This is a genomic window from Spirillospora sp. NPDC052242, from assembly GCF_040679555.1.
Lineage (GTDB): Bacteria > Actinomycetota > Actinomycetes > Streptosporangiales > Streptosporangiaceae > Spirillospora.
The window spans coordinates 29,520-53,401 of the sequence record NZ_JBFAUZ010000063.1 but is presented as its reverse complement, the minus strand read 5'-3'; the positions used below and the strand labels follow the sequence as shown (position 1 = coordinate 53,401).

Here is a 23,882-nt window from a genome sequence, read left to right as displayed (position 1 = left end):
GTCGTTTTCTTTTCCGTTTTTTTGGTTTGTCCCGGGGGGCCCGGGGCGCCGCAATCGGCGCCGGGGCCCCCGTTGCGTTTCCCGGCCGACCATTCCCAGAGCAGTACGGAAGGTTTTGTGAAAGCACCCCAGCCGGCCCGGACCGGCGACCAGCCGCCGCCGCACGGTCCGCAAGGGGCCGCACCCGACGACAAGCTCGAAGACAAGTTCGACGACGACGACTACCCCGCCTACAGCATGGGCCGCGCCGCCGAGATGCTCGGCGTGACCCCGGCGTTCCTGCGGAGCCTGGACACCGCCAAGCTGTTCGTGCCGCAGCGGTCGCCCGGCGGGCACCGCCGCTACTCCCGCTACCAGCTGCGCCTCGCCCAGCGCGCCCGCGACCTCGTCGACCAGGGCACCCCGCTGGACGCGGCCTGCCGCATCATCATCCTCGAAGACCAGCTCGCCGAAGCCCAGCGCATCAACGCCCGGCTCCAGCGCGAACGCCGCCCCGACTAGCGACGAGCCCCGCCGCCCCTCCCGAGGGGCGGCGCCCTAGTCCGTCCGGCCCGGCACGGTCCGCGGCGAAGGGAAGGCGAGGACGGTGTGCGGCTCGTCGGCGCCCCGGTCGATCGCGCGGCGCGCCTCGGCCAGCTCGATCAGGCGGGCGGCCATGTCGGCGAACAGCAGCAGCCGGTGCGCCGTGGTCGGGCTGAACGGCTGCGCGCCCGGACGTCCGAGGACGGCGAGCACGCCCCGGGTGGCCTCGCCCGTCTCCAGCGGCAGGATCAGGATCGGCCCCGCGGGCAGCACACCGGGCGTCTGGTCGTCGGCGACCCGCGCGGACAGGGCACGGCGCGAACTGAACACCCGGCCGAGCATCGACCGGCCGAGCCGCACCGTCGACCCGCGCACCCGGTCGCCGTCCGGGCCCGCCGTGACCTCGATCCGCAGCGTGTGGCCGTCCGCGTCGGGCAGGGCGACGAACGCCAGCGGGACGTGCGCCAGCAGCCGGGCGCGCTCCACCACGAGCGTCAGCATGCCGGCCGGGCGGGTCCCGTTCAGGGCCGCCTCCATCAGGTCGAACGACGCGGCGACCCGCTCCCGGTCCTCCAGGGCGCGCGGAGCCCGCACCGGCCCCCACCCGATGAACGACCGGTCATCGCCGCTCACGCCGTCCCACCGCCTCGCAGGCGATCCCGAGAAGCGTGCCCCGCGAAGCGCTCGCGGTTCCGGACGGTGCGGGCGGTGGGCATGCTGCCTCTCCGATCCGAGAGCCGCGCGGCTCTGGAAGTCGACATGACGGCCCCGGACGGCGGTGATCTCCGGGACGGTCGGGCGTCCGCGCCCGGACGGGGATCTCGCGGCGGCATCGGCGCCGAACCTTCTGGATCTCCGGAGAGACCGGGTATCGAGGAACCAGGGGGACGCGTGCATGGCCGCCCGCGTCGACAACTCCTCGTTCGCCCCCGAGTCTACGCCCTTCGCCCGCGATCGCCCCGTGGCGAGCGGCGTCGCCTATGTTGAAGGGGTAGGGCCACCGACTCAGGAGACGATCATCATGGGCGGAGCGTCGCCCCAAGTGTGGATCTCGGCTGCCGACGGCTGCGACATGGTCCGCGCCGACGCGATCGTGATGTTCCGGATGGACGGCACCGGCCGGCTGACCGCCCAGCTCCGCGACGAGGCGAAGGTCAGCGTGACACTGCTGGAAGGATCGTCCGGGAGCGGCCGCCCGCCTCCCGACTTCCACCGCCGGCTGGCCCGGGCCATCGCCGAACTCGCCGACTCCAGCGGCGCGCACCTCATCCGCGCGGAACACAACGACGGCACCTGGAGCTGGATCAGCGAAGCGCTCTGAGGGAGGCGCCTCAGCCCTGGACGCGGAGCGCGAGCAGCGCGACGTCGTCCTCGCGGCCGGGGGACATCCGCTCGATGAGCCGGTCGCACAGCTCGGGCAGCGGGAGCCGGGCCAGCCGGGACGCGTGGCGGCGCAGGCCGACGAGGCGGTCGCTCAAGTCCGAGTCCCGCGTCTCGACGAGGCCGTCGGTGTAGAGCAGGAGGGTGGACAGCGGCGGGAGGGCGCGGACGCCGTCGGGGCGGGGCCCGGCGAACTCGGGATCGCCGAGCAGCATCCCGTGCTCCTCGAGGAACAGCGTGTCGCCGTCCCGCGTGATCAGCAGCGGCGGGAGGTGGCCGGCGTTGCACCAGCGCAGCCGGTGGCCCGCGACCGTCCGTTCGATCCGGGCGAACACCGCGGTGGCCGTCTCGGCCTCGCTCACGGCTTCCATCGCACCGTCCAGCCGTTCCAGCACCGAGCTGGGGGGAGCGGGCCGATCCCAGGCCAAGGCCCTGAGCATGTTGCGGAGCTGAGCCATCCGGGCCGCCGCCTGCAGGTCGTGGCCCACGACGTCCCCGATGGCCAGGCCGGTGGCGCCGTCGGACAGCTCGAAGGCGTCGTACCAGTCGCCGCCGAGCCGGCTCGCCTCGGTGGCGGGCAGGTACCGGGCCTGCAACTGGAGATCACCCGGCTGGTACAAGGGGGGAAGCAGGCTGCGCTGCATGGCCTCCGCCGTGTTGCGCTGCGCGGTGAACAGCCGGACGTTGGCCAGCACGAGGCCGACGCGGCGGGCGATGTCCTCGACGACGAGCCTGTCCTCCGTCCCGTACCGGTGGCCGGAGCGGGAATGGCCCAGCGTCAGCGCCCCGTAGACCTCGCCCCGGGCCGTCAGCGGAACGATGATCGCGCTGCGGGTGCCCATGACGCGGAAGAGATCGCACCGGGCCGCGTCCAGCGGCTCATCGGGCTCCGGCCGGTCGTCCTCGCCGACCACCACGGTCGCGCCGCCCCGCAGAACCCGGGCGAGCGCACCGCGGGGCGTCCGGGGAAGGGGCGGCAGCGGCCCCTCCAGAGCGGCGTCGTCGTCGGGCGTGGACTCCCGATGCGTCGTCGCGACGCGTTCGACGCGCCCGTCGGAGACCAGCAGGTCGACCTCCGCCCAGTCCCCGAGCGCGGGCACCACGAGCCGGACGAGCCGCCGCAGCACCTCCCCCTCGTTCAGCGTCGAGGACAGCACCGTGGTGATCTCGGCGACCAGCTCCAGCCGGGAGATGGCCCGCCGCATCCGGGTCATGCGCTCCCGCAGCTCGTCCTCGATCACCGAACGCTCCGCGGCGTCCTGGAACACGAGAACGAGCCCGGCCGCCGCCTCGGCCCCGGCCATGGACGGCCCCCCGGGGTAGATCGGCGCGGACGACCAGGAGCACGTCAGCAGCCCCCCGTCCCGACGCGCCAGCTTCACGCCGTCCCCATGGTCCGGAACCCCGGTGCGCAGCGCCCGCGTCAGCAGGCAGTCCCGCTCCGGGGGGACGCACCCCTCGGCGTCCCGGTGGAGCAGCCGGTGGGCGTCCCTGCCGAGCGCCTCCTCCCGGCTGTAGCCCAGCAGCCGCTGGGCCCGGGGGTTCCAGGCCGTGATCCGGCCGGCGGCATCGGTGGCCAGGACACCCGAGTTCATCGCCTCGACCAGGGTGCCGTGAACCCCGACCGCCGGGTCGTCCGCCTGACTGTGCACTGTTCCCCCCAGGTCGAACACTAGGCCCTTTCCCTGAGCATCACCCGGAATACGTACGGCCGGTACCCGCGCTGGACGTTTCGGACGTCCCGAGGCGGCCGCGAGCCCGCAGATTTTGCGGCACATTGCCGCTGGACGGGCGATATGCGGCGTAACGTCAGGAGTGCCGCGGGTCCTTCGGGCGTGGACGATCGAACGGCGATCGTCCGAGCCGACGTCCCGCGAGGCGCCACGCCCGCCCGCGAACCGTCCCGCAGCCGGAGCGACATGATGAGCACCACGTACACGGCCGAAGGCCACATCGACATCCACCCGAGAGTCGTCCTGTCGGTCGTGCGCCAGCCCGCGTACACCGTCGTCGCCCTGCACGGCGAACTCGACATGGTGACCGCGCCCGCACTCCACGAAGGACTGCTGGCACTCCTGGACGCCGAACAGAAGACCCTCGTCCTCGACCTGTCCCACCTGTGGTTTTGCGACGCCGCCGGCCTGTCCGCCCTGCTCGGCGCCTGGCACCGCGCACTGTCCCTGGGCGTCTCCATGCGCCTGGCCGCTCCCCGCTCGAAGGTCGCACGAGTCCTCGACGACGCCGAACACGGCCTCCAGACCTACCCGACCCTCCCCCGAGCCGTCCGCCACCCTCTCCCGCCGCCCCTGGAACCCGCCACCCCCTGACCCCCGCCGCAACCCGCGCAGCGCGGATGACATCGCGGGGTCCGTGTCGGCCCGATGATCGCCGCCGCAGGGCGAGGAATCCTGGCCCTGGATTCCGAAAAAGTGCCCCGAAAATCAAATTCAAGAATTTGAGAATACTGCTAAATTGTCGAGTAGGATTAAAATATCCGGCAACGGAGGCGTCCTCGTTCTGAGGGACGATCCACCACACCGGCTCACCCCCGAGAGGGGGAGTCATGCCGACTTCGCGCCGGCCCCGCATCAGCAGATCCGCAGGCCGGACCGGTCGGGTGCGCGAGCGCGGCCACGAAATCGTGGTCACGCTCATCCTCGCCGCGGCTCGCCTCACGCAGCTGCGCCCGCCGGCCCGCAAGCGCATCCGATGAGCACCGGGCCCGCCGCATCGCACGATTCTCCAAGGAAGGTGCCGCACATGCGGACCACCGAACGCCGCACGGCGACCAGCCCGTCACCGCCCTCGACTCCACGGCTGCGGCTGCGCCCCGCGGCGCCCCCCGGCTCGGCGCGGACGGCGCTGGACGGCGCCTGGTGGCCCCGCTCGGCCGACCCCGTCGCCGAGCTCCCGGGCCTGATCCTGGCTCTGCAAGACCACGGCCCCATCGACGACCACCGCCCCGTCACCCACGTCCTGCTGCGGGTGGACGACTGGGACGACCGGCCGCGCCGGCTGCGGATCGACGGCCCGGCCGACACCCGCGTGGTTCGGCTGAGCTGGTTCGACTCCCTGCCGGCCGGGCTGCTCACGGCGATCCACGCCGACGGCCGGCGCGTCGATCTGCTGACCGTCCCGGTCTCCACGACCCCCGCCGGAGCCGATGCGGTGATGGAACTGGCGTCCCACCCCGCCAACCACCTGCACACCCCCGACCTGCTGGCCGCCCTCGCCGAACCCCCCGGCCCGACGGGCCGGGGCGGCGTCCGGAACGACTCGGAGAACGCCTGGGAGGCCGAGGGCGGCCGACTGCGCGACGACCTCGCGCCGCGTTGATCCGGCACCACCACACCACCGCGATCGGAGACCGTCATGGCCGCCTTCACCACCGCCTCGCCTGCCGCCGGGGGCCGCGCCCCCGAGGAGGTGCGGATGCCCGCCCACCGACGTCCCGGTCACACCATCGTCGCGCTGTCCGGCGTCCTGGACGGCGCCGCGGCCCCGGCGCTGCGCGAGCACCTGATCGCCGCGTTGCGGCACAGCGGCCGCCTGCTGATTCTCGACCTGAGTGAGGTGACGTCCGCCGACGTGGCCGGACTCGCCGTGCTGATCGGCGTCCGGCAGCGCGCCGCCGGGCTCGGCGTCACCCTCCGCCTGGCCGCCCCGAGCGCGGAGGTCGCCGCGCTGCTCCGCGCCACCGGCCTCGGCCGCATCCTCACCGTCCACCCCGGCCGGAACCTCCCCGCCGAAGCCGCGGCCTGACCGGGAGCGGGACCGGCCGCGGGCGACCTGCGGCCGGTCAGGGACCGACGACGGCGACAACCGCGATGAGCACGCAGACGAGAACCAGCGCAACGGCCATGCCGCCGATGAGCCCCTTCATCAGCCGGAGGTATTCATCTTTCATGGTCATCGAGTGCCCCTCGCCGCGCGTCGGCCGCGTCGGCCGCGTCGTCCATGGCGTCCTGCCGGCTGCGGGCGCCCCATCCTCTCGGGCGCGGCGTGCGGGGCCCGAGCAGCGGAAGCAGCAGCAGGGCCGCACCGGCGACCATCAGAATGGTGCCCACCACATGCAGATCGATGCCCCGCAGGGATCCGGTGACGGCGAAGGCGATGATCGCCCCGGCCGTCAGGAGGGCGATGCCGCCGGCTATCGGCATCGAGTGCCGCCCTCCGGTTGACTCGGGTGAATGATCCGGGCGCTGATGCCCATAAGCGGACTCCTGAACGAGCCATGAGTTCGAGGACCGCCGGTCGGTCTCGCAAAGCAGCGGCCCGTTAAGAACCTTCCTTTCCGAGCGCCGGCATCGTCCTCGTCCATACACCGCCGCTGTGTGGAGCGATCGCGGTCCTGACCCTCCGCTCCGCGGGGAATCTCGCTGACCCAAATGAACGCGACCGCTCGGTACGGGGAGCGCTCACTCGCCAGTCGACCTCGTTCTACGGCCGGGCCGAATCGGGCAATTCTGGCAAGAGTCATCAGCCGAGGCGATGACCGTCGACGGCGACCATGGCGCGATGCGGCCGCAATGTAGGCCGCCGTGGGCAGGTCTCGCCGTTCCAGCTCAGAAGGTGGGAGATGTGGAACTGCGCCAGCTCCGCTATTTCGTGGCCGTGTCCGAGGAGCTCAATTTCGGCCGCGCCGCCGTCCGCGAGCACATCGTGCAGTCGGCGCTGAGCCGGCAGGTGCAGCGGCTGGAGCGGGAGCTGGGCGTGCGCCTCCTGGATCGCACCACGCACCATGTGGCCCTGACCCCGGCCGGGGCCGCCTTCCTGGTCGAGGCACGGCAGATCCTCGCTCACGTGGAGCGCGCCGCCCAGGTCGCCCGCACCGCGCAGGGAAGCTCCCCGGCGTTGCGGGTGGGCATCATCGACGCCGGTTACGACTCGATGCCGCAGATCCTTCACGAGGCCCAGGCGCTCTATCCGGACCTCGTGATCCACCAGGTGGAGGCCGGCGTCCCCGAGCAGTACCGGCGACTCGTGGACGGGCGCCTCGACGTGGGCATCGGCCGCGCCGCGCCGGCACGCGCCGCGTCCTCTCTGGTCGCCCAGGGCCGCTGGCTCTACTGCGTGCCGTCCTCCTGCACTCCGTGCTCCCGGGGACGATCTGGCGCCCGCTCACCGAACCGGCCTCGTTCCATCCCTGGTCGATCCTGTGGCGCGCGGCCGACGATTCCGACCACGTGCGCGCCGTCGTCGCGTGCGCCCGGCGCATGTCCGAACGGCTCGGCTGGCTGGTCACCGCGGACGAGCCGACCGGCTGACCCTCGTCCGGTCGATGGGCCGGCCGCAATAGCTGCGGCATTTCCCCCATCTGCATCCTTGTCGCGAGAAGACGCCGTTGCCCGGTTCGAGTCGGACAGGGCCGCGTCGCCGAACCGCAAATCGTGCGCCGACACGTAGATCTCGGGAAGGTGTTGACGGCGGCTCCCGATATCGAGTAATGACCACTCCGTCAAAACGGCCAGGTTATGGAAGTGCGCTCGGAGCGCGCCCGATTGCTTCCTCGGTTTCGTGAACCATAGGCGAGCACACGGCGTCTCACTGGAAGACCTCGCGAGATGCGTGAGAAACCCCTGACCGTACGAGCGTTCTCGCCGCAGGACCGGACGAATCGGCTGCTCGTGCCGTGGCCGTCCCGGTACCTGCGGTCCGAGTTCGGGATATGGGCCGGGACGACGCAGCTCGTGCGGCACCAATGCTCACGGTGATCTTATATGCCGCCGTGAACACTTCAGCTGGAGGTGACCGGTTGGTGAGCTCATCGAACCCCCAGAGGTGGTCGGACGCCGCCCCTGCCGCGGGCCCGCTCGAGACGAACGACCCCGCCTCCATCGGCGGCTGGGAACTCCTCGGCCGGCTCGGCCAGGGCGGCATGGGCGTCGTCTACCTGGGGCGGGACCCGCACGGGCAGAGAGGCGCCGTCAAAGTGATCAACCCGCGCCTGACCGGCGACCCGCAGTACGGCGCGCGCTTCGACTCCGAGGTGGCGTACGCCCGGCGCGTCGCGTCCTTCTGCACCGCGCGGGTACTCGACCACGGCAGCACCGGCGGGCTCGCCTACCTGGTCACCGAGTACATCGAGGGGCCGTCCCTCTCCGACTACATCGACGCGCACGGCGCGTTCCCGCCGGACGCGCTGCACAGCCTCGCGGCGGGAGTGGCCGCCGCCCTCGTCGCGATCCACGCGGTCAGCCTGGTGCACCGCGACCTCAAGCCGGGCAACGTCCTGCTCGGCGCCGACGGGCCGCGCGTGATCGACTTCGGTATCGCGCGGGCCCTGGACACCCACCTCCCCATCACCCAGCCGGGCAGCGTCATCGGCACCGCCGGCTACGTGGCGCCCGAGTTCGCGTTCGAGGGACGGGTCGGCACCGCCGTCGACATCTTCGCCTGGGGCGCCCTCGTCGCCTACGCCGCGACCGGGAGGAACCCGTTCGGCATCGGCGCGCTGCACGAACTGGCCGCCCGGGCAAGGCAGGCCCACTACGACCTGACGGGCGTGCCGGAGGAACTCGTGCCGATCGTCCGGTCCACGCTGGATCCCGACCCGGCCGAACGGCCGACCGCCGAGAAGCTGCTCGTCCGGCTCGTCGGCGAGCTGACCCCCCGGGAGGCGACGACCGAACTCATCCGGCGCCATTGGCTCCCCGCGCCGGCGGCGGCCCGGCCGCTCGGGGACGGCCCGTCCGACTCACCGGCGGCGCCGCCCGGCGCGCCACCGGAAACCCGTTCGGAAAACCCGGAACCGCATGCCGTGGAACAACGGGAAACGCCCCCGCCGTCAACCGGGAGAGCCGGTTCATGGGTCAATCGCCGTCATGTCCAGGCCGGGGTTTCCGCGCTGGCCTTGTTCGCTCTGGCGGCGGCGGGGTACCTGCTGACGCAAGGGCCGTCCGGGGCGTCGGACGGCAAAGAACGCGCCGCGCCGCAGCCGACGTTCTGGCCTCCGGGCGACGTCGCGTTCTTCGGATCAAAGGAAGACCAGCCCGGTACCGGCTACAAGGAAAACACATACTCGAAACGCTCCGGGTTGGATATTTCGATCGCGGAGATGGCCGCCGAGGCGCTCGGCAAGAGACCGGAGTTCAAGCCGCTGAGCTCCAGGCAGCGCCTGACCGCGTTCGCGGGGGCAGAGGAAGGCAACGTGCACTTCATCGTGTCGACCTACTCGATCACTCAGGAGCGGATGGACGACGTCGGCACCGACTTCGTCGGCCCCTACGCCACGACCGGCACCGGGTTCCTGCTGCGCTCGGGCCACCCCGCGCCGACGAGCATGTCCGATCTCGAGGGGATGAAGCTTTGCACCTGGGACGGCACCACCTCGGAAGAGCTCATCGAAGAGGCGGGCGGGCAGCTTCCCAACTCGCCGAGCAGCGCCGGCGAATGCGTGAACAAGCTCCGGAGCGGCGAAGTCGACGCGGTCTTCTCGGACGAACTGCTACTGCAGGGCTTCGCCCACGCCGATCAGAACCTGTACGTCGTACCAGCGGCTTCGGTGGCAGGATTCTCGGACAAGAAGCAAAGATGGGGCATCGGGATGCCTCTAGGGCATCGCAAGGAATGTGAGCAGATAAAAACGGCTCTCCTGGCGTATGTCAAGAGCGGTAAGTGGGACGACGTCTTCGAGCAGAACTTCGGAAGTCGCCTGAACAAGAACGACTACAAGCCGACTGCGGAAGCGATCGAAAAATACTCCTGCGTCGACCAACTCCCTCAAGAACCATCGTCGTGACAAACGCCTCCAAGGGAACGCCGATCGCCGCGCCTGGAGAGCCCTGCCTCATATACAGCTTCTATGTGTTCGAGGATTCCTTCTTCCAAGGTGGTGCGCACGCCACTGGGCCGGAGGTGACCTGGAACGGGTCGCCGATGATCTCGCATATGAAGAGCCGGAAGAACGAAACGAGCGGATGTGGGTGCTGCTCGACGAGACCTCTCCATCCGCGACCAACTCCTCAACCGCGCACTCAGCGACCACTGTGACGCACGGACTCTCTGAACGACTGGGAAGCGAGACCGGCGGGAATGACGCGCGCCCAGGCCGCGATCGGCTGCGCCCGTGCGGACGTCATCCACTGGCTGCACCGCGATCACGAGTTGCTCGAGTGCGCCAGAACGGCGCAGGCGATGGCGTTCGAGGACGCCCACGGCGTTTCCGTGCAGGGGAGGGTGCTGCGCGAGGTCGCCGAACACCTCGGCCCGCAACGAATGGAAGAATTCCAAACCTGGGCCGGAAGGAGCATTTCTGGTATGAACTGCTCGCGCAGATCGCCGGAGCGCTCGCAGGGTACGAAGAGGTCCAGATGCGGATGCTTAACACCGTGGAAGACGCTCTCCATCAAAAGTTCGACCAGTCTCTGCCGGACGAATTGGGCCGGGCGGGAGCGATCGGATCAGCGGTTCATTGGGCCTGGCGGCATGTGCTCGCGAGCATCGCCGCGGCGTCGGGCGCCGGCAGCTTCGCGGCGTTACTGGCCGGCGGCGATGTGCGGCAACTCCTGTGGCCCATTCGGGTCATCGCCGTCCTGATGTGCCCGGACGCGACGCATCATCCTGCGGTCAGGGAACATTGTTGGGAGCCGATCGTGCGTCATGCCGGAGCGGAAGTCCGTGCAGCCGTTTCCGAACGCCTCACTCAAGTCTTCCCGAAAGATCCGTGGTTCGCGCCGATCCGGAACGGCCCGAGTTCCGCATAGCCCCGGCGTACCGAGAACGACGCGGGGTCTCCGGGGATCATCGGACACCCGGCACCGACGACCGGAGCCCGGTGCCCGCCTCCCGCCTCGTTGAGCCGGTGGTTCACGGCAAGGTCAGACGGGCGGGATCAGGTCGCTCTCGCTGACGGTGTACGTCAGCGGGGGGTAGACGAAGTCCGTTTCGTTGTTCTCGCGGCGCCGCAGCCGGTAGAACTCGCGCCTCTGCTCCTCGTCGGCCAACGTGAGGCGCGCACCCTGCGGGAGGAACGCGTGCCCGCCGCGGAAGCGGACGAAGGTCTTCGACGTCCGAAAGGTCACGCCCAGCCACGGGTTGTCCGCCGTCTCGACGGATGTGTCGAGGACGATCTTGTGCTTGAGCCGCCGATTGGAGTCGACGGAGAACACGACGACGCTGTCGTGTGCGAGGAGGACCTCGAACTTCCCGTCACCGGACTCCTTCCACTCGAAGATCAGCTTCCTCGAGGGGGTCGCCCCGGCGTGTTCGTAGCAGGAGTAGACGGCGATGAACGACCCGTCGGCCAGATCGAGGGCTTGGTCGGAATGGCCGCCCATGGTCTTGTAGGCGTTCGTGTAGGTCTCGATGAGGGCGTTGTTGAAGCCGACCGGGAGCGCCGCACGTTCCTGAACCCGCTGCGCCAGCCGTTCGTGCACCGTCCGGAACCGCTGCGCCGGGTCGCCGTACCGAGTAGTGGTGCGGACGAGAGGCACCCCGTCCGCCTCGTCGACCCTGGTGAGCACGGCGCCCCGCCGGCCCTTCCCCACGTCTTCCCAACGAGTCGACGCGTACAGCTCCGTGAAGAGGTTCTCCTCGCTCGGCAGGGTGTACGTGCGGATCTCGTCCGCGATCTTACGCTCGGGGGGCAACGTAGTCTCCCGTGTTCATGCTGAAGAGGAACTCGTCGCCGTAATCGATGAAGGACGACGTCTCGTTCTCCTCGGCGTACAGCCTGCGCAGCTCGTTCATGCCCTCTTGCGTGGGCGGCTCCAGCTTCACCAGGCCCCCGTCCTTCTTGAGGAACGTGTGGCCGTCCTTGTGGACGGCCTCGGTGCTCGAACAGCGCACCACGTATCCCAGGCGGGTCGGGAGCAGGGCGGCGTCCAACATCGAGGGCCGGATCGCGTGCGTGTACAGGCGGTTCGTGGACAGCGGCATGAAGAACACAGAGCCGGGATAGAGCGTCACGGTGAACTGCGAGGGGAACGTTCCGTCGCGATCTTCGCCGGGTTCCTTGAGGCGGAAGTGGAGCTTGGTCAACCCGCTGGTGCCCTTCACACCGAAGTCGAAGGGGTCTTCGGCCATGGGCTGCAGCTCGTCGAGCCCGTCATAGAAGGTGCAGAAGGCCATGACGCCGTTGACGGGCATGTCCTTGGTCTTGTCGGCATGGGACGAGATCTTGGCCTTGGACTGCTTGCGCTCGGCCGTGGCGGGAGTGTTGTGGTAGGTCTGAGCGAGGACGTGGTTCAGCGGTGCGTGGTTCCGGAAGACGGTGGCGGCCTCGCGGTTCAGAGCCTCGACGATCTGCGTGTCGGTCGGGCGAAAACCTTCCGTCGGCCCCGAGAGATTCGTGGAGCACCGGAGCAGGCGGAAATGCAGTTCGTCACCGTTCTGCGTGACGGGCGTCAGGTAAATGCCGCTGCGATGGGCCGTTCCCGGCTTGTTGGACTCCGTCAGGGATTGGAACGCGTGCTCCGCACGGATCCGGTTGAAGTGATCGCCGTCGAGGTCGAAAAAGCGGCGGTAGTAGACGCCGGCGCCGTGGACGCGGACGGGGACTCGGCCGAGGCCGACGACGCTCCAAGGCGCGTCGACGTCCTCGCGGTAACCGTGCGACAGCTCCCGGACGACGAACACCCGGGCCGCCGCATGCAGGTGGCGACCGCTGATCGCGGACACGTCGCCGCACAGGTAGACGCTCTTCCGGGAGAGGTCGGAGGAACCCGAAGCAAGGCTCTCGGGCGTGATCACAGACCCGAAGAAATCCCTGATCGAGTCATTGTCCTGCAGCGTCGAAGGCGCGACCAAGATGTTGCTCGCGTCCTCGATGCGGGCTTCCGCCGGCTCTATTATGTCCATTGAAGAGCACCTGCCATTCACCCTCTGAAGAGAGTGCAACATTAACATCCTCTAGCCCCGGAAGCTCATTAATAACCTTTTTCGTCCGCGCAGCGCCGCTGGCGTCCTTCGCCTGCGGCGGGACGGCGGCCTCGATCGGAGGTGCTCCGGAGGGACGTCCATCGCATGGGGCACGGGCTTGGTGACGCGGGGCTCGCGTCCGAACCGGGTGGAGGTCGGCTGTGACGTGCCGGGTGCAGAAAAGAAAAGTGGAGGCCCGGGATTCGGGGCCTCCACGTGTGTTGCTGGTTTGTGTCCGAGGGGGGACTTGAACCCCCATGCCCCGTGAAGGGCACTAGCACCTCAAGCTAGCGCGTCTGCCTATTCCGCCACCCGGACCCGGGTTCGCACGCAGCCCTGCGGCTGCGGCGGGGTTCACGATACCAAAGGTTGGGGACTCGCGGCGACGCCGTTCGTGAGTCGCGGGGACGGGGACGGACGGGGCACCATGGACGGGACGTGCGGACACCCGGGGGTGAGGACGTGCAGGCGACTGCGAGCGGTCGAGGGAGTGCGGCGACTGCGGAGGACGAGGTGGTTCGGCTCTGCCAGGAGTTGATCCGCATCGACACGAGCAACCCCGGGGACCATTCGGGTCCCGGGGAGCGGGCGGCTGCAGAGTACGTGGCCGAGCGGCTCGCGGAGGTGGGGCTGGAGTCGCGGATCTTCGAGAGTCATCCGGGACGTGCGAGCCTCGTGGCGCGGATCGAGGGGGAGGATCCCTCGCGGGACGCGCTGCTGCTGCATGGACACCTGGACGTGGTCCCCGCTCGTAAGGAGGACTGGACGCGGGATCCGTTCGGCGGGGAGATCGCCGAGGGGTGCGTGTGGGGTCGCGGGGCCGTCGACATGAAGGACATGGACGCGATGATCCTCGCGGTCGTGCGGCAGCGGCTCCGGGAGGGGCGCAGGCCCCCGCGGGACGTGGTGCTCGCGTTCCTGGCGGACGAGGAGGCCGGCGGGAAGTGGGGCGCGCAGTGGCTGGTGGACGAGCATCCGGAGTTGTTCGAGGGGTGCACGGAGGCGATCGGGGAGGTCGGCGGGTTCAGCCTGACGGTTCCGGGTGATCGGCGGATGTACCTGATCGAGACCGCGGAGAAGGGCATCGCGTGGATGAACCTGACCGCGTCGGGGACCGCGGGGCACGGGTCGATGGTGCATCCGGACAACGCGGTGACGGCGCTGGCGGCGGCGGTCGGGCGGTTGGGGTCGCACGAGTTCCCGGTGCGGCTGACGAAGACGGTGCGGGCGTTCCTGGAGCGGGCCTGCATGGCGTACGGGGTGGAGTTCGACCCGGAGCGGCCGGAGGCGTGCCTGGAGGAGATCGGGCCGCTGGCGCGGATGATCGGTGCGACGCTCAAGAACACGCTGAACCCGACGCGGCTGGACGCGGGGTACAAGACGAACGTGATCCCGCAGAGCGCGACGGCGCAGGTGGACGGGCGGTTCCTGCCGGGTCACGAGGACGAGTTCTTCGCGACGGTGGACGAGTTGCTGGGGCCGGGCGTGGAGCGTTCGTTCGTCCATCACGATCAGGCGCTGGAGACGGAGTACGAGGGGGCCTTGGTGGCGGCGATGGAGGCGTCGCTGCTGCAGGAGGACGCGGGGGCGCTGCCGGTGCCGTACTGCTTGAGCGGCGGGACGGACGCGAAGGCGTTCGCGCGGCTGGGGATGCGGTGCTTCGGCTTCGCGCCGCTCAGGCTTCCGCCGGAGCTGGACTTCTCGGGGATGTTCCACGGGATCGACGAGCGGGTGCCGGTGGACGGGCTGAAGTTCGGGGTGCGGGTCCTCGACACGTTTCTTGATCGCGCCTGACTTTCCCGGGATTTTACCGCCGCGCATGCGAAGTGTGGTGGTACGGTCACCATGTGTAGGCGCGGCTCTTGTGAGCCGCACGTGCTTTGCCCGCCCCGGAGGCGCGGACCGGGGCGGGCGGAGCCTTGCCCGCCCTCGGGGGCGTCAGAACGTGCGCACCGCGCGGATGACCTTGCGGCGCAGTTGAATACGGCGCCGCCCGTCCGGGTAGAGGCGCAGACGATCGATTTCCCAGCCGCCGCGTTCCGCGTGCTCGGTGAGGATCTGCCGGGCGGTGTCGCGTGTGGTGCCGCGCGGCAGTGAGAGGACGAGGTAGGTGTACTCCGCCATTGCCACCATTATTACCTGGTCCGGCCGCGGATCGCCGTCGTACGGTGGCGACCCGGTCCGCGCGGGCGGCGGCGGCATGTCATCCTGTCGGAGGCGCGGTGGTGGGAATTGCGCCGTCCGGGACGGGCGGGGCGGGCCCATCGGATCGGTGGCGGGGACCCGCGGGCATGAACGCGCCGTCACGCGACGTTGTAGGAAGCCTGTGTAGGAAAATCCCTGAGTACCAGGACAGCGAGGTTGGAGCGACTGTGCCAGCCAAGAACGGCACTGCGAAGAGTGGCCAGAACGGGGCCGGGACCCGCCTGGTGATCGTCGAGTCGCCCGCGAAGGCGAAGACGATCGCGGGTTACCTCGGCCGTGGCTACATCGTGGAGTCCAGTATCGGCCATATCCGGGACCTGCCCGGGAGCGCCTCGGAGGTGCCGGCCAAGTACAAGGGCGAGCCGTGGGCGAAGCTCGGCGTGAACGTCGAGCAGGAGTTCGAGCCGCTGTACGTGGTGAACACCGACAAGAAGCAGCAGGTGCAGAAGCTCAAGAAGCTGCTGGCGGAGGCGGACGAGCTCTTCCTCGCGACGGACGAGGACCGGGAGGGCGAGGCGATCGCCTGGCACCTCCAGGAGGTCCTGAAGCCGAAGGTGCCGGTGCACCGGATGGTCTTCAACGAGATCACCAAGGACGCGATCCGGCAGGCGGCGGCGAACCCGCGCACGCTGAACCTGCGGCTGGTGGACGCGCAGGAGACGCGGCGGATCCTGGACCGGCTGTACGGGTACGAGGTCAGTCCCGTGCTGTGGAAGAAGGTCATGCCGAAGCTGTCGGCGGGCCGGGTGCAGTCGGTGGCGACGCGGCTGGTGGTGGAGCGCGAGCGGGAGCGCATCGCGTTCGTCCCGGCGCATTACTGGGACATCGCGGCGCGGTTCGGGACGGGCAAGGACGAGGAGCCCACCTCGTTCAAGGCCGGTCTGGTGTCGGTGGACGGCAAGCGGGTGGCGCAGGGCCGCGACTTCGCGTCCGACGGCATGCTGAAGACCCGCGACGCCCTGCACCTCGACGAGGACGCCGCGCGCGCGCTGGCCGAACGGCTGCGCGGACGTCCGTACGAGGTCAAGTCGGTCGAGCGGAAGCCGTACACGCGCAAGCCGTACCCGCCGTTCCGGACGACGACGATGCAGCAGGAGGCCAGCCGCAAGCTGGGCTTCTCGGCGAAGTACGCGATGTCGGTGGCGCAGAAGCTGTACGAGAACGGCTTCATCACCTACATGCGGACCGACTCGATCACGCTGTCGGAGACGGCGATCACGGCGGCGCGGCGGCAGGCGGCGTCGCTGTTCGGCGGGGAGTACGTGCCGGACAAGCCGCGGGTCTACGCGTCGAAGGTGAAGAACGCGCAGGAGGCGCACGAGGCGATCCGTCCGGCGGGCGACACGTTCCGGACGCCGGCGGAGACGGGGCTGTCGGGCGACCAGTTCCGGCTGTACGAGCTGATCTGGAAGCGGACGATCGCGAGCCAGATGAAGGACGCGGTCGGGCAGTCGGTGTCGATCCGGGTGACCGGGGAGTCGACGGGCGGCGAGACGGCCGAGTTCGGCGCGACCGGTAAGACGATCACGTTCCACGGGTTCCTGAAGGCGTACGTGGAGAGCGCCGACGACCCGTCGACGGACCGGGACGACCAGGAGCGGCGGCTGCCGAACCTGGCGGAGGGCGACCGGCTGACGGCGGAGGACGTCGAGGCCGAGGGGCACTCGACGCGCCCGCCGGCCCGGTACACCGAGGCGAGCCTGGTCAAGGAGCTGGAGGAGCGGGAGATCGGGCGCCCGTCGACGTACGCGTCGATCATCGGGACGATCCTCGACCGCGGGTACGTGTTCAAGAAGGGCACGGCGCTCGTCCCGTCGTTCCTGGCGTTCGCGGTGACGAACCTGCTGGAGCAGCACTTCGGCAACCTGGTCGACTACGACTTCACCGCGCACATGGAGGACGGTCTCGACGAGATCGCGCGCGGGAACGCCGAGCGCACCCCGTGGTTGAACCGGTTCTACTACGGCGACGACGGCGCGGAGGGCCTGAAGCGGCTGCTCGGCGAGAGCGGCGACATCGACGCCAAGGGGATCAGCTCGTTCCCGGTCAAGGGCACCGACATCATGGTGCGGGTCGGGCGTTACGGGCCGTACCTGGACAGGGACGGCCAGCGGGTCAACATCCCCGAGGACATCGCGCCGGACGAGCTGACGGCGGAGAAGGCCGAGGAGCTGTTCGCGCAGCCGAGCGGTGACCGGGAGCTGGGCGTCGACCCGGAGACCGGGAACACGATCGTGGCGAAGAGCGGACGGTTCGGCCCGTACGTCACGGAGGTCCTGCCGGAGCCGCCCGCGCCGGCGGAGGGCGAGAAGAAGAGGCGCACGAAGAAGGCGGACGCGCCGAAGCCGCGGACGGGGTCGCTGTTCAAGTCGATGTCGCTCGACACGATCACCCTGGACGACGCGCTGAAGCTGCTGTCGCTGCCGAGGACGGTCGGGGAGCTGGACGGGGAGCCCGTCACGGCCCAGAACGGACGGTTCGGCCCCTACATCAAGCGGGGGACGGACAGCCGGTCGCTGGGGTCGGAGGAGGAGCTCTTCACGGTCACGCTGGAGCAGGCCAAGGAGCTGTTCGCGCAGCCGAAGCAGCGGGGCCGCCGGGCGGCCGCCGCGCCGCCGCTGCGCGAGCTCGGCAAGGACCCGGTGAGCGACAAGCCGGTGGTCGTCAAGGAGGGCCGGTTCGGCCCGTACGTGACGGACGGCGAGACGAACGCGAGCCTGCGCAAGGGCGACGAGGTCGAGTCGATCACGATCCAGCGCGCCGCCGAGCTGCTGGCGGAGCGCCGTGAGAAGGTCGCCGCGGGGGGCGGGAAGAAGAAGGCCGCGCCCCGGAAGCGGACGCCCGCGAAGCCCGCCGCGAAGTCGTCGGCCAAGTCCTCGGCGAAGTCCTCGGCGAAGTCGGGGTCATAGCGACAAGGACGCCGATACTCTGACGGACATGACCAGAACGGACGCCACCCGGCCGTACCCCGCCGCGCCGCAGCCGGGCGTTTCGTCGCTTTCGGAGATCGGGCCGTTCCGGCGGCTCCGGCTCGCCCTGTCGCTGTCCGCGGTCGGGCAATGGCTGACCGTGCCGGCCCTGACGGCGTCGGCCGTCATGTTGACGCAGGACGAGGACGTCGCCGCGCGCGCGCAGGCCGTCGGCGGCGTCCTGGGCCTGCTGCTGCTCCCGGCGGTGCTCCTCGCGCCGCTGGCGGGCCTGCTCGCCGCCCGCGCGGACCGCCGCGTCGTGCTGCTCGCCGCGGACGCCCTGCGGTTCGCGATCGTCCTGACCGTGCCGCTGCTCGACTCCCTCCCGTGGACGCTCGCCGCCGCGTTCCTGCTGGGCCTGCTGGGCCTGCTGTGGACGCCGCTCGCGCTCGCGGCCCCGCCCGCGCTCGTCCCGGACGGCCTGCCGGACGACGCGCCGGGCGGCGGGACGAACGGGCTGCGGGCCGCCGCCCGCCGGTCGGCGCTGCGCACCGTGTCGGCCGCCGCGCCGGTCGCCGCCGCGCTGTTCACCGTTCTCGCGCTGCTCGGCGCCGGGCTGTTCGACGGCGCCGGGGACCGCACCGACCTCGTCCTGTACGCGAACGCCGCCGTGTTCCTGCTCGGGGCCGTCGCCGTCGCGCTGATCAAGGAGGTCGCGGGCGCCGCGCCGCGGCACGTCCCGTCGCCGCTCGCGCTGATCGTCCGGGGCGGGCGCGGCGGACGGACGGGCGCGCCGCGCGGCCTCGGCGCCGCGGTCACCGGCGCGGCCCTCGCGTCCGGGGCGGTCGTCGGCGCGGCCCGGCTGCACGCGGCCGGTCTCGGCGGCGGCGACGCCGGGTACGGCGCCGTGCTGCTCGCGCTGACCGCCGGTCTCGGCTTCGGGATCTTCCTCGGCCCGCGCGTCCTCGGCCCGTTCAGCCGCCGCCGGCTGCTGGGCCTCGCGGTCGTCGCGGGCGGGCTCGCGCTGGCCGTGACCGCGCTGGTCGCCAACCTGCCGGTCGCGGTGTTCGCGACCGCGTTCACGGGCGTCGCCGCGGGCGCCGCGTGGGCCTGCGGGACGTCCGTCCTGGCGGCCTCCGCCGCCGCCGAGGCGCCCGAAGGCGAGGCGCCCGAAGGCGAGGCGCCCGAGCCGCCGAGCCCCGCGTACCCGCGGGCCGTCGCGCTCGTCACCGCGTTCGTCGCGGTCGCGGCCGTCCCGCCGCTGGCCGGGGCGATCGGCGACACCCGGATCGACCTCGGCGGCGGCGTCTACGACCTCGCCGGGACGGCCGCCGCGCTGCTGGTCGCCGCCGTCGTCGCGCTCCTCGCCGGCCTGCTCGCGTACCGCCGGGCGGACGACCGCCGCGGCGTCCCGCTCGTCCCGGACCTGCGGGCCGCGCTGCGCGGCGAGGTGTACGTCCCGCCGGGGGAGGAGCCCGCGGAGGCGGAGGAGGCCCCGGCGGTCCGCAACCGGGGCGTGTTCATCGCGTTCGAGGGCGGCGAGGGCGCGGGCAAGACCACCCAGGCCCGGCTCGCCGCGATCTGGCTCCGCGACCACGGCTACGACGTGATCACCACGCAGGAGCCCGGCGCCACCAAGATCGGCATGCGGCTGCGCGCGATGCTGCTGGACCGCGAGACGACCGGCCTGTCGATCCGCGCCGAGAGCCTGCTGTACGCCGCCGACCGCGCCGACCACGTCACCAACGTGATCGTTCCGGCCCTGGACCGCGGCGCGATCGTCGTCAGCGACCGGTACGTCGACTCGTCCCTCGCCTACCAGGGGTTCGGCCGGGAGCAGCCGGTCGAGGAGATCGCCCGCGTCAACGAGTGGGCGACCGGCGGGCTCGTCCCGGACCTGACCGTGCTGCTGGAGGTGCCGCCGCGCACCGGCCTCGCCCGGCTGTCGGCGCCCGCCGACCGCATCGAGTCCGAGTCGCAGGACTTCCACGAGCGGGTCCGCGCCGGGTTCCGGGCGCTCGCCGACGCCGACCCCGACCGCTACCTGGTGCTCGACGCGTCCCGCCCGCAGGCCGAGCTGAGCCGCGAGATCCAGTACCGCATCCGGGAGATCCTGCCCGACCCGATCCCGCTCGGCACCGAGGACGCGACGCACACGTTCCCCGCGATCAGGGACGTGTGAGCCCCGGCGGGCCCGTAGCCTTGAGGCCATGAGCGTCTGGAACGACCTGGTCGGCCAGGACCCGGTCGTCGCGCAGCTGTCCGCCGCCGCGGACGGCGCCGGCGGCGGGACCGGCGTCGCGCACGCGTGGCTGTTCACCGGCCCGCCCGGGTCCGGACGGTCCGCGGCGGCGCGGGCGTTCGCGGCGGCGCTGCAGTGCACCGAGATCCCGCGCGGCTGCGGCCACTGCGCGGCGTGCCACCAGGTCCTGCAGGGGACGCACGCCGACCTCGAGGTCGTCCGCCCGTCCGGCCTGTCGTACGGGATCAAGGAGACGCGGGCGCTGGTGCTGCGGGCGGGCTCGTCGCCGAGCGTGGGCCGCTGGCAGATCGTCCTGTTCGAGGACGCCGACCGCGCCACCGAGGGCGCCGCGAACGCGCTGCTGAAGGCCATCGAGGAGCCGCCGCCGCGCACGCTGTGGCTGCTGTGCACGCCGTCCCCGGACGACCTGCTGATCACGATCCGGTCCCGCTGCCGGCTCGTCACGCTGCGGACGCCGCCGATCGACGCGGTCGCGGACGTCCTCGTCCAGCGGGACGGCGTCGACCGCGAGACCGCCGACGTCGTCGCGCGGGCCGCGCAGGGGCACATCAGCCGCGCGCGGCGGCTCGCCACCGACCCGGAGGCGCGCGCGCGGCGCGCGCAGGTGCTCGCGGTGCCGCGCCGCCTGACGTCCGTCGGACCGGCGGCGATGGCGGCGGACGCGCTGGTGAAGGCCGCCGAGGCCGAGGCGAAGGCGACGACCGAGGAGCTGAACGGGCGGGAGACCGCCGAACTGCGGCAGGCCCTCGGGGAGAGCGCGAAGGGCCGGATGCCGCGCGGGACGGCCGGGGCGCTCAAGGAGCTCGAGGACCGGCAGAAGTCCCGGGCGACCCGGGTGAAACGGGACGCGCTGGACCGCGCGCTGCTCGACCTCGCGTCCTACTACCGGGACGTCCTCACCCTGCAGCTCGGCGCGGGCAGCGAGCTCGTCAACACCGAGCTGGCCCCCGAGCTGCGGACGGCCGCGGCGCAGACCCGTCCCGAGGGCACCCTCCGCCGCCTCGACGCGATCATGGAGTGCCGGGAGCGGCTCGACGCGAACGTCAACCCGCTGCTGGCCGTCGAGGCCCTCACCATGGCGCTCCGCACCGGTTGACGAAAAGCGCCGCGCGGAGGCAACCCGGAGGGGCCCGCGGTGTCTCTGGGACATGAACGCTGACACGGCGCTCGCCGAGCCACGGGCGGGCACGAGGGCGGACGCGGCCGACGAGGACGCGTCCGCCGCGGTGACGGACCTGTACCGGGGGCACGCGCTGGGGCTGACCCGCCTCGCGCTGATCATGGTCGGGGACCGGGGCACCGCCGAGGACGTCGTCCAGGACGCCTTCGCCGGCCTCTACGCGGCCTGGCCGCGGATGCGCGACCGCGACAAGGCGCTGACGTACGTCCGGTCGGCCGTCCTCAACCGGTCGCGGACGGCGCTGCTGCGCCGCCGCCGGCCGTTCCGCACGCTGCACCAGCCGCCGGTGTGGTCCGCCGAGTCCGAGGCGATGATCGGCGAGGACCGCCGGGAGGTGCTGGCCGCGCTGCACCGGCTGCCGCGCCGCCAGCGGGAGGCGCTCGTCCTGCGCTACTACGGCAACCTGTCCGAGGCGGAGACCGCCGAGGCGATGGGGGTCGCGCTCGGCACCGTGAAGTCGACCACGTCCCGGGCGCTCACCGCGCTCGGCCGGCTCCTGGAGGAGGAGAAGTGAACCGGACCGAGGAGCGTCTCAAGGACGCGCTGGACGCCGTCGGCGAGACCCTGCGGCCCGGGGACGTCCCGCCGCCGCGGTTCGCCGAGCGGCGCCGCACCCGGACGTTCCGGCGCATCGTCCCGATGGTCGCGGCGGCCGCGGTGGTCGCCGTGGCGGCGGGCGGCGCGGCCCTCGCCGGCGGCGTCCTCGACGGGACGGACGGTGCGGCCGCCTCGCCCGCCGCGTCGCCGTCGCCGTCCACGGTCCGGGCCCCGACGTCGGTGCACGTCTCGGTGTACCTCTGCACCCGCACGTCGTCCAACGAGGCGTGCCGCGGACGGGACGCCACGCCGCGGGAGGCGCAGATGATCGGCAAGCGGCTCGAGGCCATGTCGATCGTGGAGCACGTCGATTTCGAGTCGAGGATGGAGGCGTACGAGCGGTGGAGGAAGCGGTTCGCCTCGGAAACCGAGTTCGAGATGAGCGTCCGCGCGGGCGACCTCCCCGAGATGTACCGCGTCTGGGTGCGGGGCGCGGGCAACGACGCCGCCGTGCGGAAGGGCGCCGTCGCCGTGCGGCGGGCGGTGACCGGCCTCCCGGGCGTCGACCAGGTGGTCATCGAGGGGAAGGGCTGACGTCGGGCATCATGGGGGCATGCCGTACCGAGTGACCTTCGTCTGCACGGGCAACATCTGCAGGTCCCCGATGGCGGAGTCCGTCCTGCGCCACCACGTGGAGGAGGCGGGGCTGGACGTCGAGGTCGACAGCTCCGGCACCGGCAACTGGCACGTCGGGGACGCCGCCGACGACCGGACGATCGCGGCGCTGCGGCGCGCCGGGTACCGCTCGGCGCACACCGCGCGCCAGTTCGAGGCCCTCTGGTTCGCCCGGTACGACCTGATCCTCGCGCTCGACGACGGCCACCTGCGGGCCCTCCGGTCGATGGCCCCCGACGAGGCGTCCCGCGCGAAGGTCCGGCTGCTGCGCGAGTTCGACCCGGCCGCCGGCGGCGACCTCGACGTCCCCGACCCCTACTACGGGGGCCGCGCCGACTTCGACCTCGTCCTCGAGATGGTGGAGGCCGCGATGCCCGGCCTCCTCGACGAGATCCGCGCGGGCCTCAAGGCGGCCTGACCGGTGCCGGGCGTCCGCGAACGGCTCGCACGCCTCCTCGGCACGGACGTCGTGAGCCTGCACGACCTCGGTTCGAGCCACGCGTGGACGCTGCACCGCGCGTCCCTCGGCGACGGCCGCGACGTGTTCGTGAAGGCCCTCGCGCGGGCCGCGGACGCCCCGTCCGCCGGGGTGTTCGCGGCCGAGGCCGCCGGGCTCCGCTGGCTGGGGGAGACCGGCCCGGACGCCCCGGTCGCCGGGGTCGTCGCGGCGGACGAGCACCTGCTCGTCCTGCCGTGGCTGCCGTCCGCGCCGCCCGACCCGGCCGCCGCCGAACGCCTCGGCCGCGAGCTCGCCGCCCTGCACACCACCGCCCGTCCGGACGCCTACGGGGCGCCCTGGCCGGGGTTCATCGCCGACCTCCCGCTCGACAACACGCCCGACGGCCGCGGGTGGCCCCGCTGGTACGCCGAACGCCGCCTCGCCCCGTTCGTCCCGCTCGCCGCGCCGCACCTGGCGGGCGCCGACGTCCGGCTCGTGGAGCGGGTCGTCGACGGGATCGAGTCCCTCGCGGGGCCGGCGGAGCCGCCGTCCCGGATCCACGGCGACCTGTGGTCGGGCAACGTGCGGTGGACGGGCGGGCGCGCGGTGCTCATCGACCCGGCGGCGCACGGCGGGCACCGCGAGACCGACCTCGCCATGCTGGCGCTGTTCGGCGCCCCGCTGCTCGACCGGATCCTCGCCGCCTACGACGAGGCCGCACCGCTCGCGCCCGGCTGGCGCGCCCGCGTCCCCCTGCACCGGCTGCACCCCCTGCTCGTCCACGTCGCGCTGTTCGGCGCGTCCTACCGGGCGTCGCTCATGGACGCCGTCCGCGCCGCCCTCGGCGGAAGTTCGGCCTCGAACCGGTAACTCCCCATTTCCGGCGTATCCCCCTCCCGTACATGAGATAGA

General features: G+C 71.7%; 22 protein-coding genes, 1 tRNA gene and 1 pseudogene. 17 read left to right on the top strand and 7 right to left on the bottom strand.

The window, feature by feature from the left end; genetic code table 11:
• The first annotated feature begins 237 nt into the window (after positions 1–237).
• A complete protein-coding gene (locus AB0L25_RS36345; protein WP_500177586.1) occupies positions 238–501 on the top strand; it encodes a MerR family transcriptional regulator in 264 nt (87 codons plus the stop codon).
• 36 nt (positions 502–537) lie between these two features.
• Here the strand turns inward: AB0L25_RS36345 and AB0L25_RS36340 are convergent, their stop codons facing one another.
• Positions 538–1,155 carry a GAF domain-containing protein gene (locus AB0L25_RS36340; RefSeq protein ID WP_500177583.1) on the bottom strand — a complete coding sequence of 206 codons (618 nt, stop codon included), beginning with the start codon at positions 1,153–1,155 and terminating at the stop codon, positions 538–540.
• A gap of 262 nt (positions 1,156–1,417) precedes the next feature.
• On the opposite strand from AB0L25_RS36340, the gene AB0L25_RS36335 reads away from it, so the two are divergent.
• Complete coding sequence (locus tag AB0L25_RS36335) at positions 1,418–1,843, top strand: hypothetical protein (RefSeq protein WP_500177582.1); 426 nt, start codon at positions 1,418–1,420, stop codon at positions 1,841–1,843.
• Between the two features lie 10 nt (positions 1,844–1,853).
• Here AB0L25_RS36335 and AB0L25_RS36330 read toward each other — a convergent pair whose 3' ends face one another.
• On the bottom strand, positions 1,854–3,554 hold the full coding sequence (locus AB0L25_RS36330) for a SpoIIE family protein phosphatase (protein ID WP_500177581.1): 1,701 nt from the start codon (positions 3,552–3,554) through the stop codon (positions 1,854–1,856).
• A 183-nt stretch (positions 3,555–3,737) separates the two neighbouring features.
• Here AB0L25_RS36330 and AB0L25_RS36325 point away from each other — a divergent pair, with 183 nt between their 5' ends.
• The 3 genes from AB0L25_RS36325 (at position 3,738) to AB0L25_RS36315 (ending at position 5,664) form a co-directional block, all read left to right on the top strand.
• Positions 3,738–4,229, top strand: coding sequence for an STAS domain-containing protein (locus AB0L25_RS36325; protein WP_500177579.1), 492 nt, complete (start codon positions 3,738–3,740; stop codon positions 4,227–4,229).
• A gap of 433 nt (positions 4,230–4,662) precedes the next feature.
• A complete protein-coding gene (locus AB0L25_RS36320; RefSeq protein ID WP_500177578.1) occupies positions 4,663–5,238 on the top strand; it encodes a DUF5994 family protein in 576 nt (191 codons plus the stop codon).
• Positions 5,239–5,274: 36 nt separating this feature from the next.
• The gene (locus AB0L25_RS36315) at positions 5,275–5,664 is read left to right on the top strand and encodes an STAS domain-containing protein (RefSeq protein WP_500177576.1); all 390 of its coding nucleotides are present in this window, start codon (positions 5,275–5,277) and stop codon (positions 5,662–5,664) included.
• Positions 5,665–5,798: 134 nt separating this feature from the next.
• Here AB0L25_RS36315 and AB0L25_RS36310 read toward each other — a convergent pair whose 3' ends face one another.
• Positions 5,799–6,062, bottom strand: coding sequence for a hypothetical protein (locus AB0L25_RS36310; RefSeq protein ID WP_500177574.1), 264 nt, complete (start codon positions 6,060–6,062; stop codon positions 5,799–5,801).
• 331 nt (positions 6,063–6,393) lie between these two features.
• Between AB0L25_RS36310 and AB0L25_RS36305 the strand changes: the two are divergent.
• The 4 genes and pseudogenes from AB0L25_RS36305 to AB0L25_RS36290 all read left to right on the top strand — a co-directional run.
• Positions 6,394–6,894, top strand: a pseudogene (locus tag AB0L25_RS36305) (LysR family transcriptional regulator); the annotation flags it as partial.
• Between the two features lie 101 nt (positions 6,895–6,995).
• Positions 6,996–7,169: a hypothetical protein gene (locus tag AB0L25_RS36300; RefSeq protein ID WP_500177587.1), complete on the top strand. Its 174-nt coding sequence runs from the start codon at positions 6,996–6,998 to the stop codon at positions 7,167–7,169.
• 491 nt (positions 7,170–7,660) lie between these two features.
• Positions 7,661–9,643: a serine/threonine-protein kinase gene (locus AB0L25_RS36295; protein WP_500177572.1), complete on the top strand. Its 1,983-nt coding sequence runs from the start codon at positions 7,661–7,663 to the stop codon at positions 9,641–9,643.
• A gap of 571 nt (positions 9,644–10,214) precedes the next feature.
• On the top strand, positions 10,215–10,607 hold the full coding sequence (locus AB0L25_RS36290) for a hypothetical protein (protein WP_500177570.1): 393 nt from the start codon (positions 10,215–10,217) through the stop codon (positions 10,605–10,607).
• Between the two features lie 114 nt (positions 10,608–10,721).
• On the opposite strand, the gene AB0L25_RS36285 is transcribed toward AB0L25_RS36290, so the two are convergent.
• The 3 genes from AB0L25_RS36285 to AB0L25_RS36275 form a co-directional block, all read right to left on the bottom strand.
• A complete protein-coding gene (locus AB0L25_RS36285; RefSeq protein ID WP_500177568.1) occupies positions 10,722–11,492 on the bottom strand; it encodes an alpha-ketoglutarate-dependent dioxygenase AlkB family protein in 771 nt (256 codons plus the stop codon).
• Complete coding sequence (locus AB0L25_RS36280) at positions 11,476–12,702, bottom strand: hypothetical protein (protein ID WP_500177567.1); 1,227 nt, start codon at positions 12,700–12,702, stop codon at positions 11,476–11,478. The genes AB0L25_RS36285 and AB0L25_RS36280 overlap by 17 nt, the downstream gene beginning before the upstream one ends.
• A gap of 292 nt (positions 12,703–12,994) precedes the next feature.
• Positions 12,995–13,080, bottom strand: a tRNA-Leu gene (locus AB0L25_RS36275).
• 144 nt (positions 13,081–13,224) lie between these two features.
• On the opposite strand from AB0L25_RS36275, the gene AB0L25_RS36270 reads away from it, so the two are divergent.
• Complete coding sequence (locus AB0L25_RS36270; RefSeq protein ID WP_500177565.1) at positions 13,225–14,556, top strand: M20/M25/M40 family metallo-hydrolase; 1,332 nt, start codon at positions 13,225–13,227, stop codon at positions 14,554–14,556.
• Positions 14,557–14,700: 144 nt separating this feature from the next.
• Here AB0L25_RS36270 and AB0L25_RS36265 read toward each other — a convergent pair whose 3' ends face one another.
• Positions 14,701–14,886: a DUF5703 family protein gene (locus tag AB0L25_RS36265; protein ID WP_021596264.1), complete on the bottom strand. Its 186-nt coding sequence runs from the start codon at positions 14,884–14,886 to the stop codon at positions 14,701–14,703.
• Positions 14,887–15,134: 248 nt separating this feature from the next.
• Here AB0L25_RS36265 and topA point away from each other — a divergent pair, with 248 nt between their 5' ends.
• The 7 genes from topA to AB0L25_RS36230 are packed head-to-tail and all read left to right on the top strand — an operon-like array spanning position 15,135 to position 23,840.
• A complete protein-coding gene (topA, locus tag AB0L25_RS36260; RefSeq protein ID WP_500177563.1) occupies positions 15,135–17,876 on the top strand; it encodes a type I DNA topoisomerase in 2,742 nt (913 codons plus the stop codon).
• 28 nt (positions 17,877–17,904) lie between these two features.
• Complete coding sequence (gene tmk / locus AB0L25_RS36255; RefSeq protein ID WP_500177561.1) at positions 17,905–20,058, top strand: dTMP kinase; 2,154 nt, start codon at positions 17,905–17,907, stop codon at positions 20,056–20,058.
• A gap of 28 nt (positions 20,059–20,086) precedes the next feature.
• Positions 20,087–21,235, top strand: coding sequence for a DNA polymerase III subunit delta' (locus AB0L25_RS36250; RefSeq protein WP_500177560.1), 1,149 nt, complete (start codon positions 20,087–20,089; stop codon positions 21,233–21,235).
• A gap of 52 nt (positions 21,236–21,287) precedes the next feature.
• Complete coding sequence (locus AB0L25_RS36245) at positions 21,288–21,833, top strand: SigE family RNA polymerase sigma factor (RefSeq protein WP_500177558.1); 546 nt, start codon at positions 21,288–21,290, stop codon at positions 21,831–21,833.
• Positions 21,830–22,450, top strand: a complete 621-nt coding sequence (locus AB0L25_RS36240; protein ID WP_500177556.1) for a permease-like cell division protein FtsX — start codon at positions 21,830–21,832, stop codon at positions 22,448–22,450. The genes AB0L25_RS36245 and AB0L25_RS36240 overlap by 4 nt, the downstream gene beginning before the upstream one ends.
• A gap of 19 nt (positions 22,451–22,469) precedes the next feature.
• On the top strand, positions 22,470–22,949 hold the full coding sequence (locus tag AB0L25_RS36235) for a low molecular weight protein-tyrosine-phosphatase (RefSeq protein ID WP_500177555.1): 480 nt from the start codon (positions 22,470–22,472) through the stop codon (positions 22,947–22,949).
• Positions 22,950–22,952: 3 nt separating this feature from the next.
• The gene (locus AB0L25_RS36230) at positions 22,953–23,840 is read left to right on the top strand and encodes a fructosamine kinase family protein (protein WP_500177553.1); all 888 of its coding nucleotides are present in this window, start codon (positions 22,953–22,955) and stop codon (positions 23,838–23,840) included.
• Positions 23,841–23,882 lie beyond the last annotated feature (42 nt).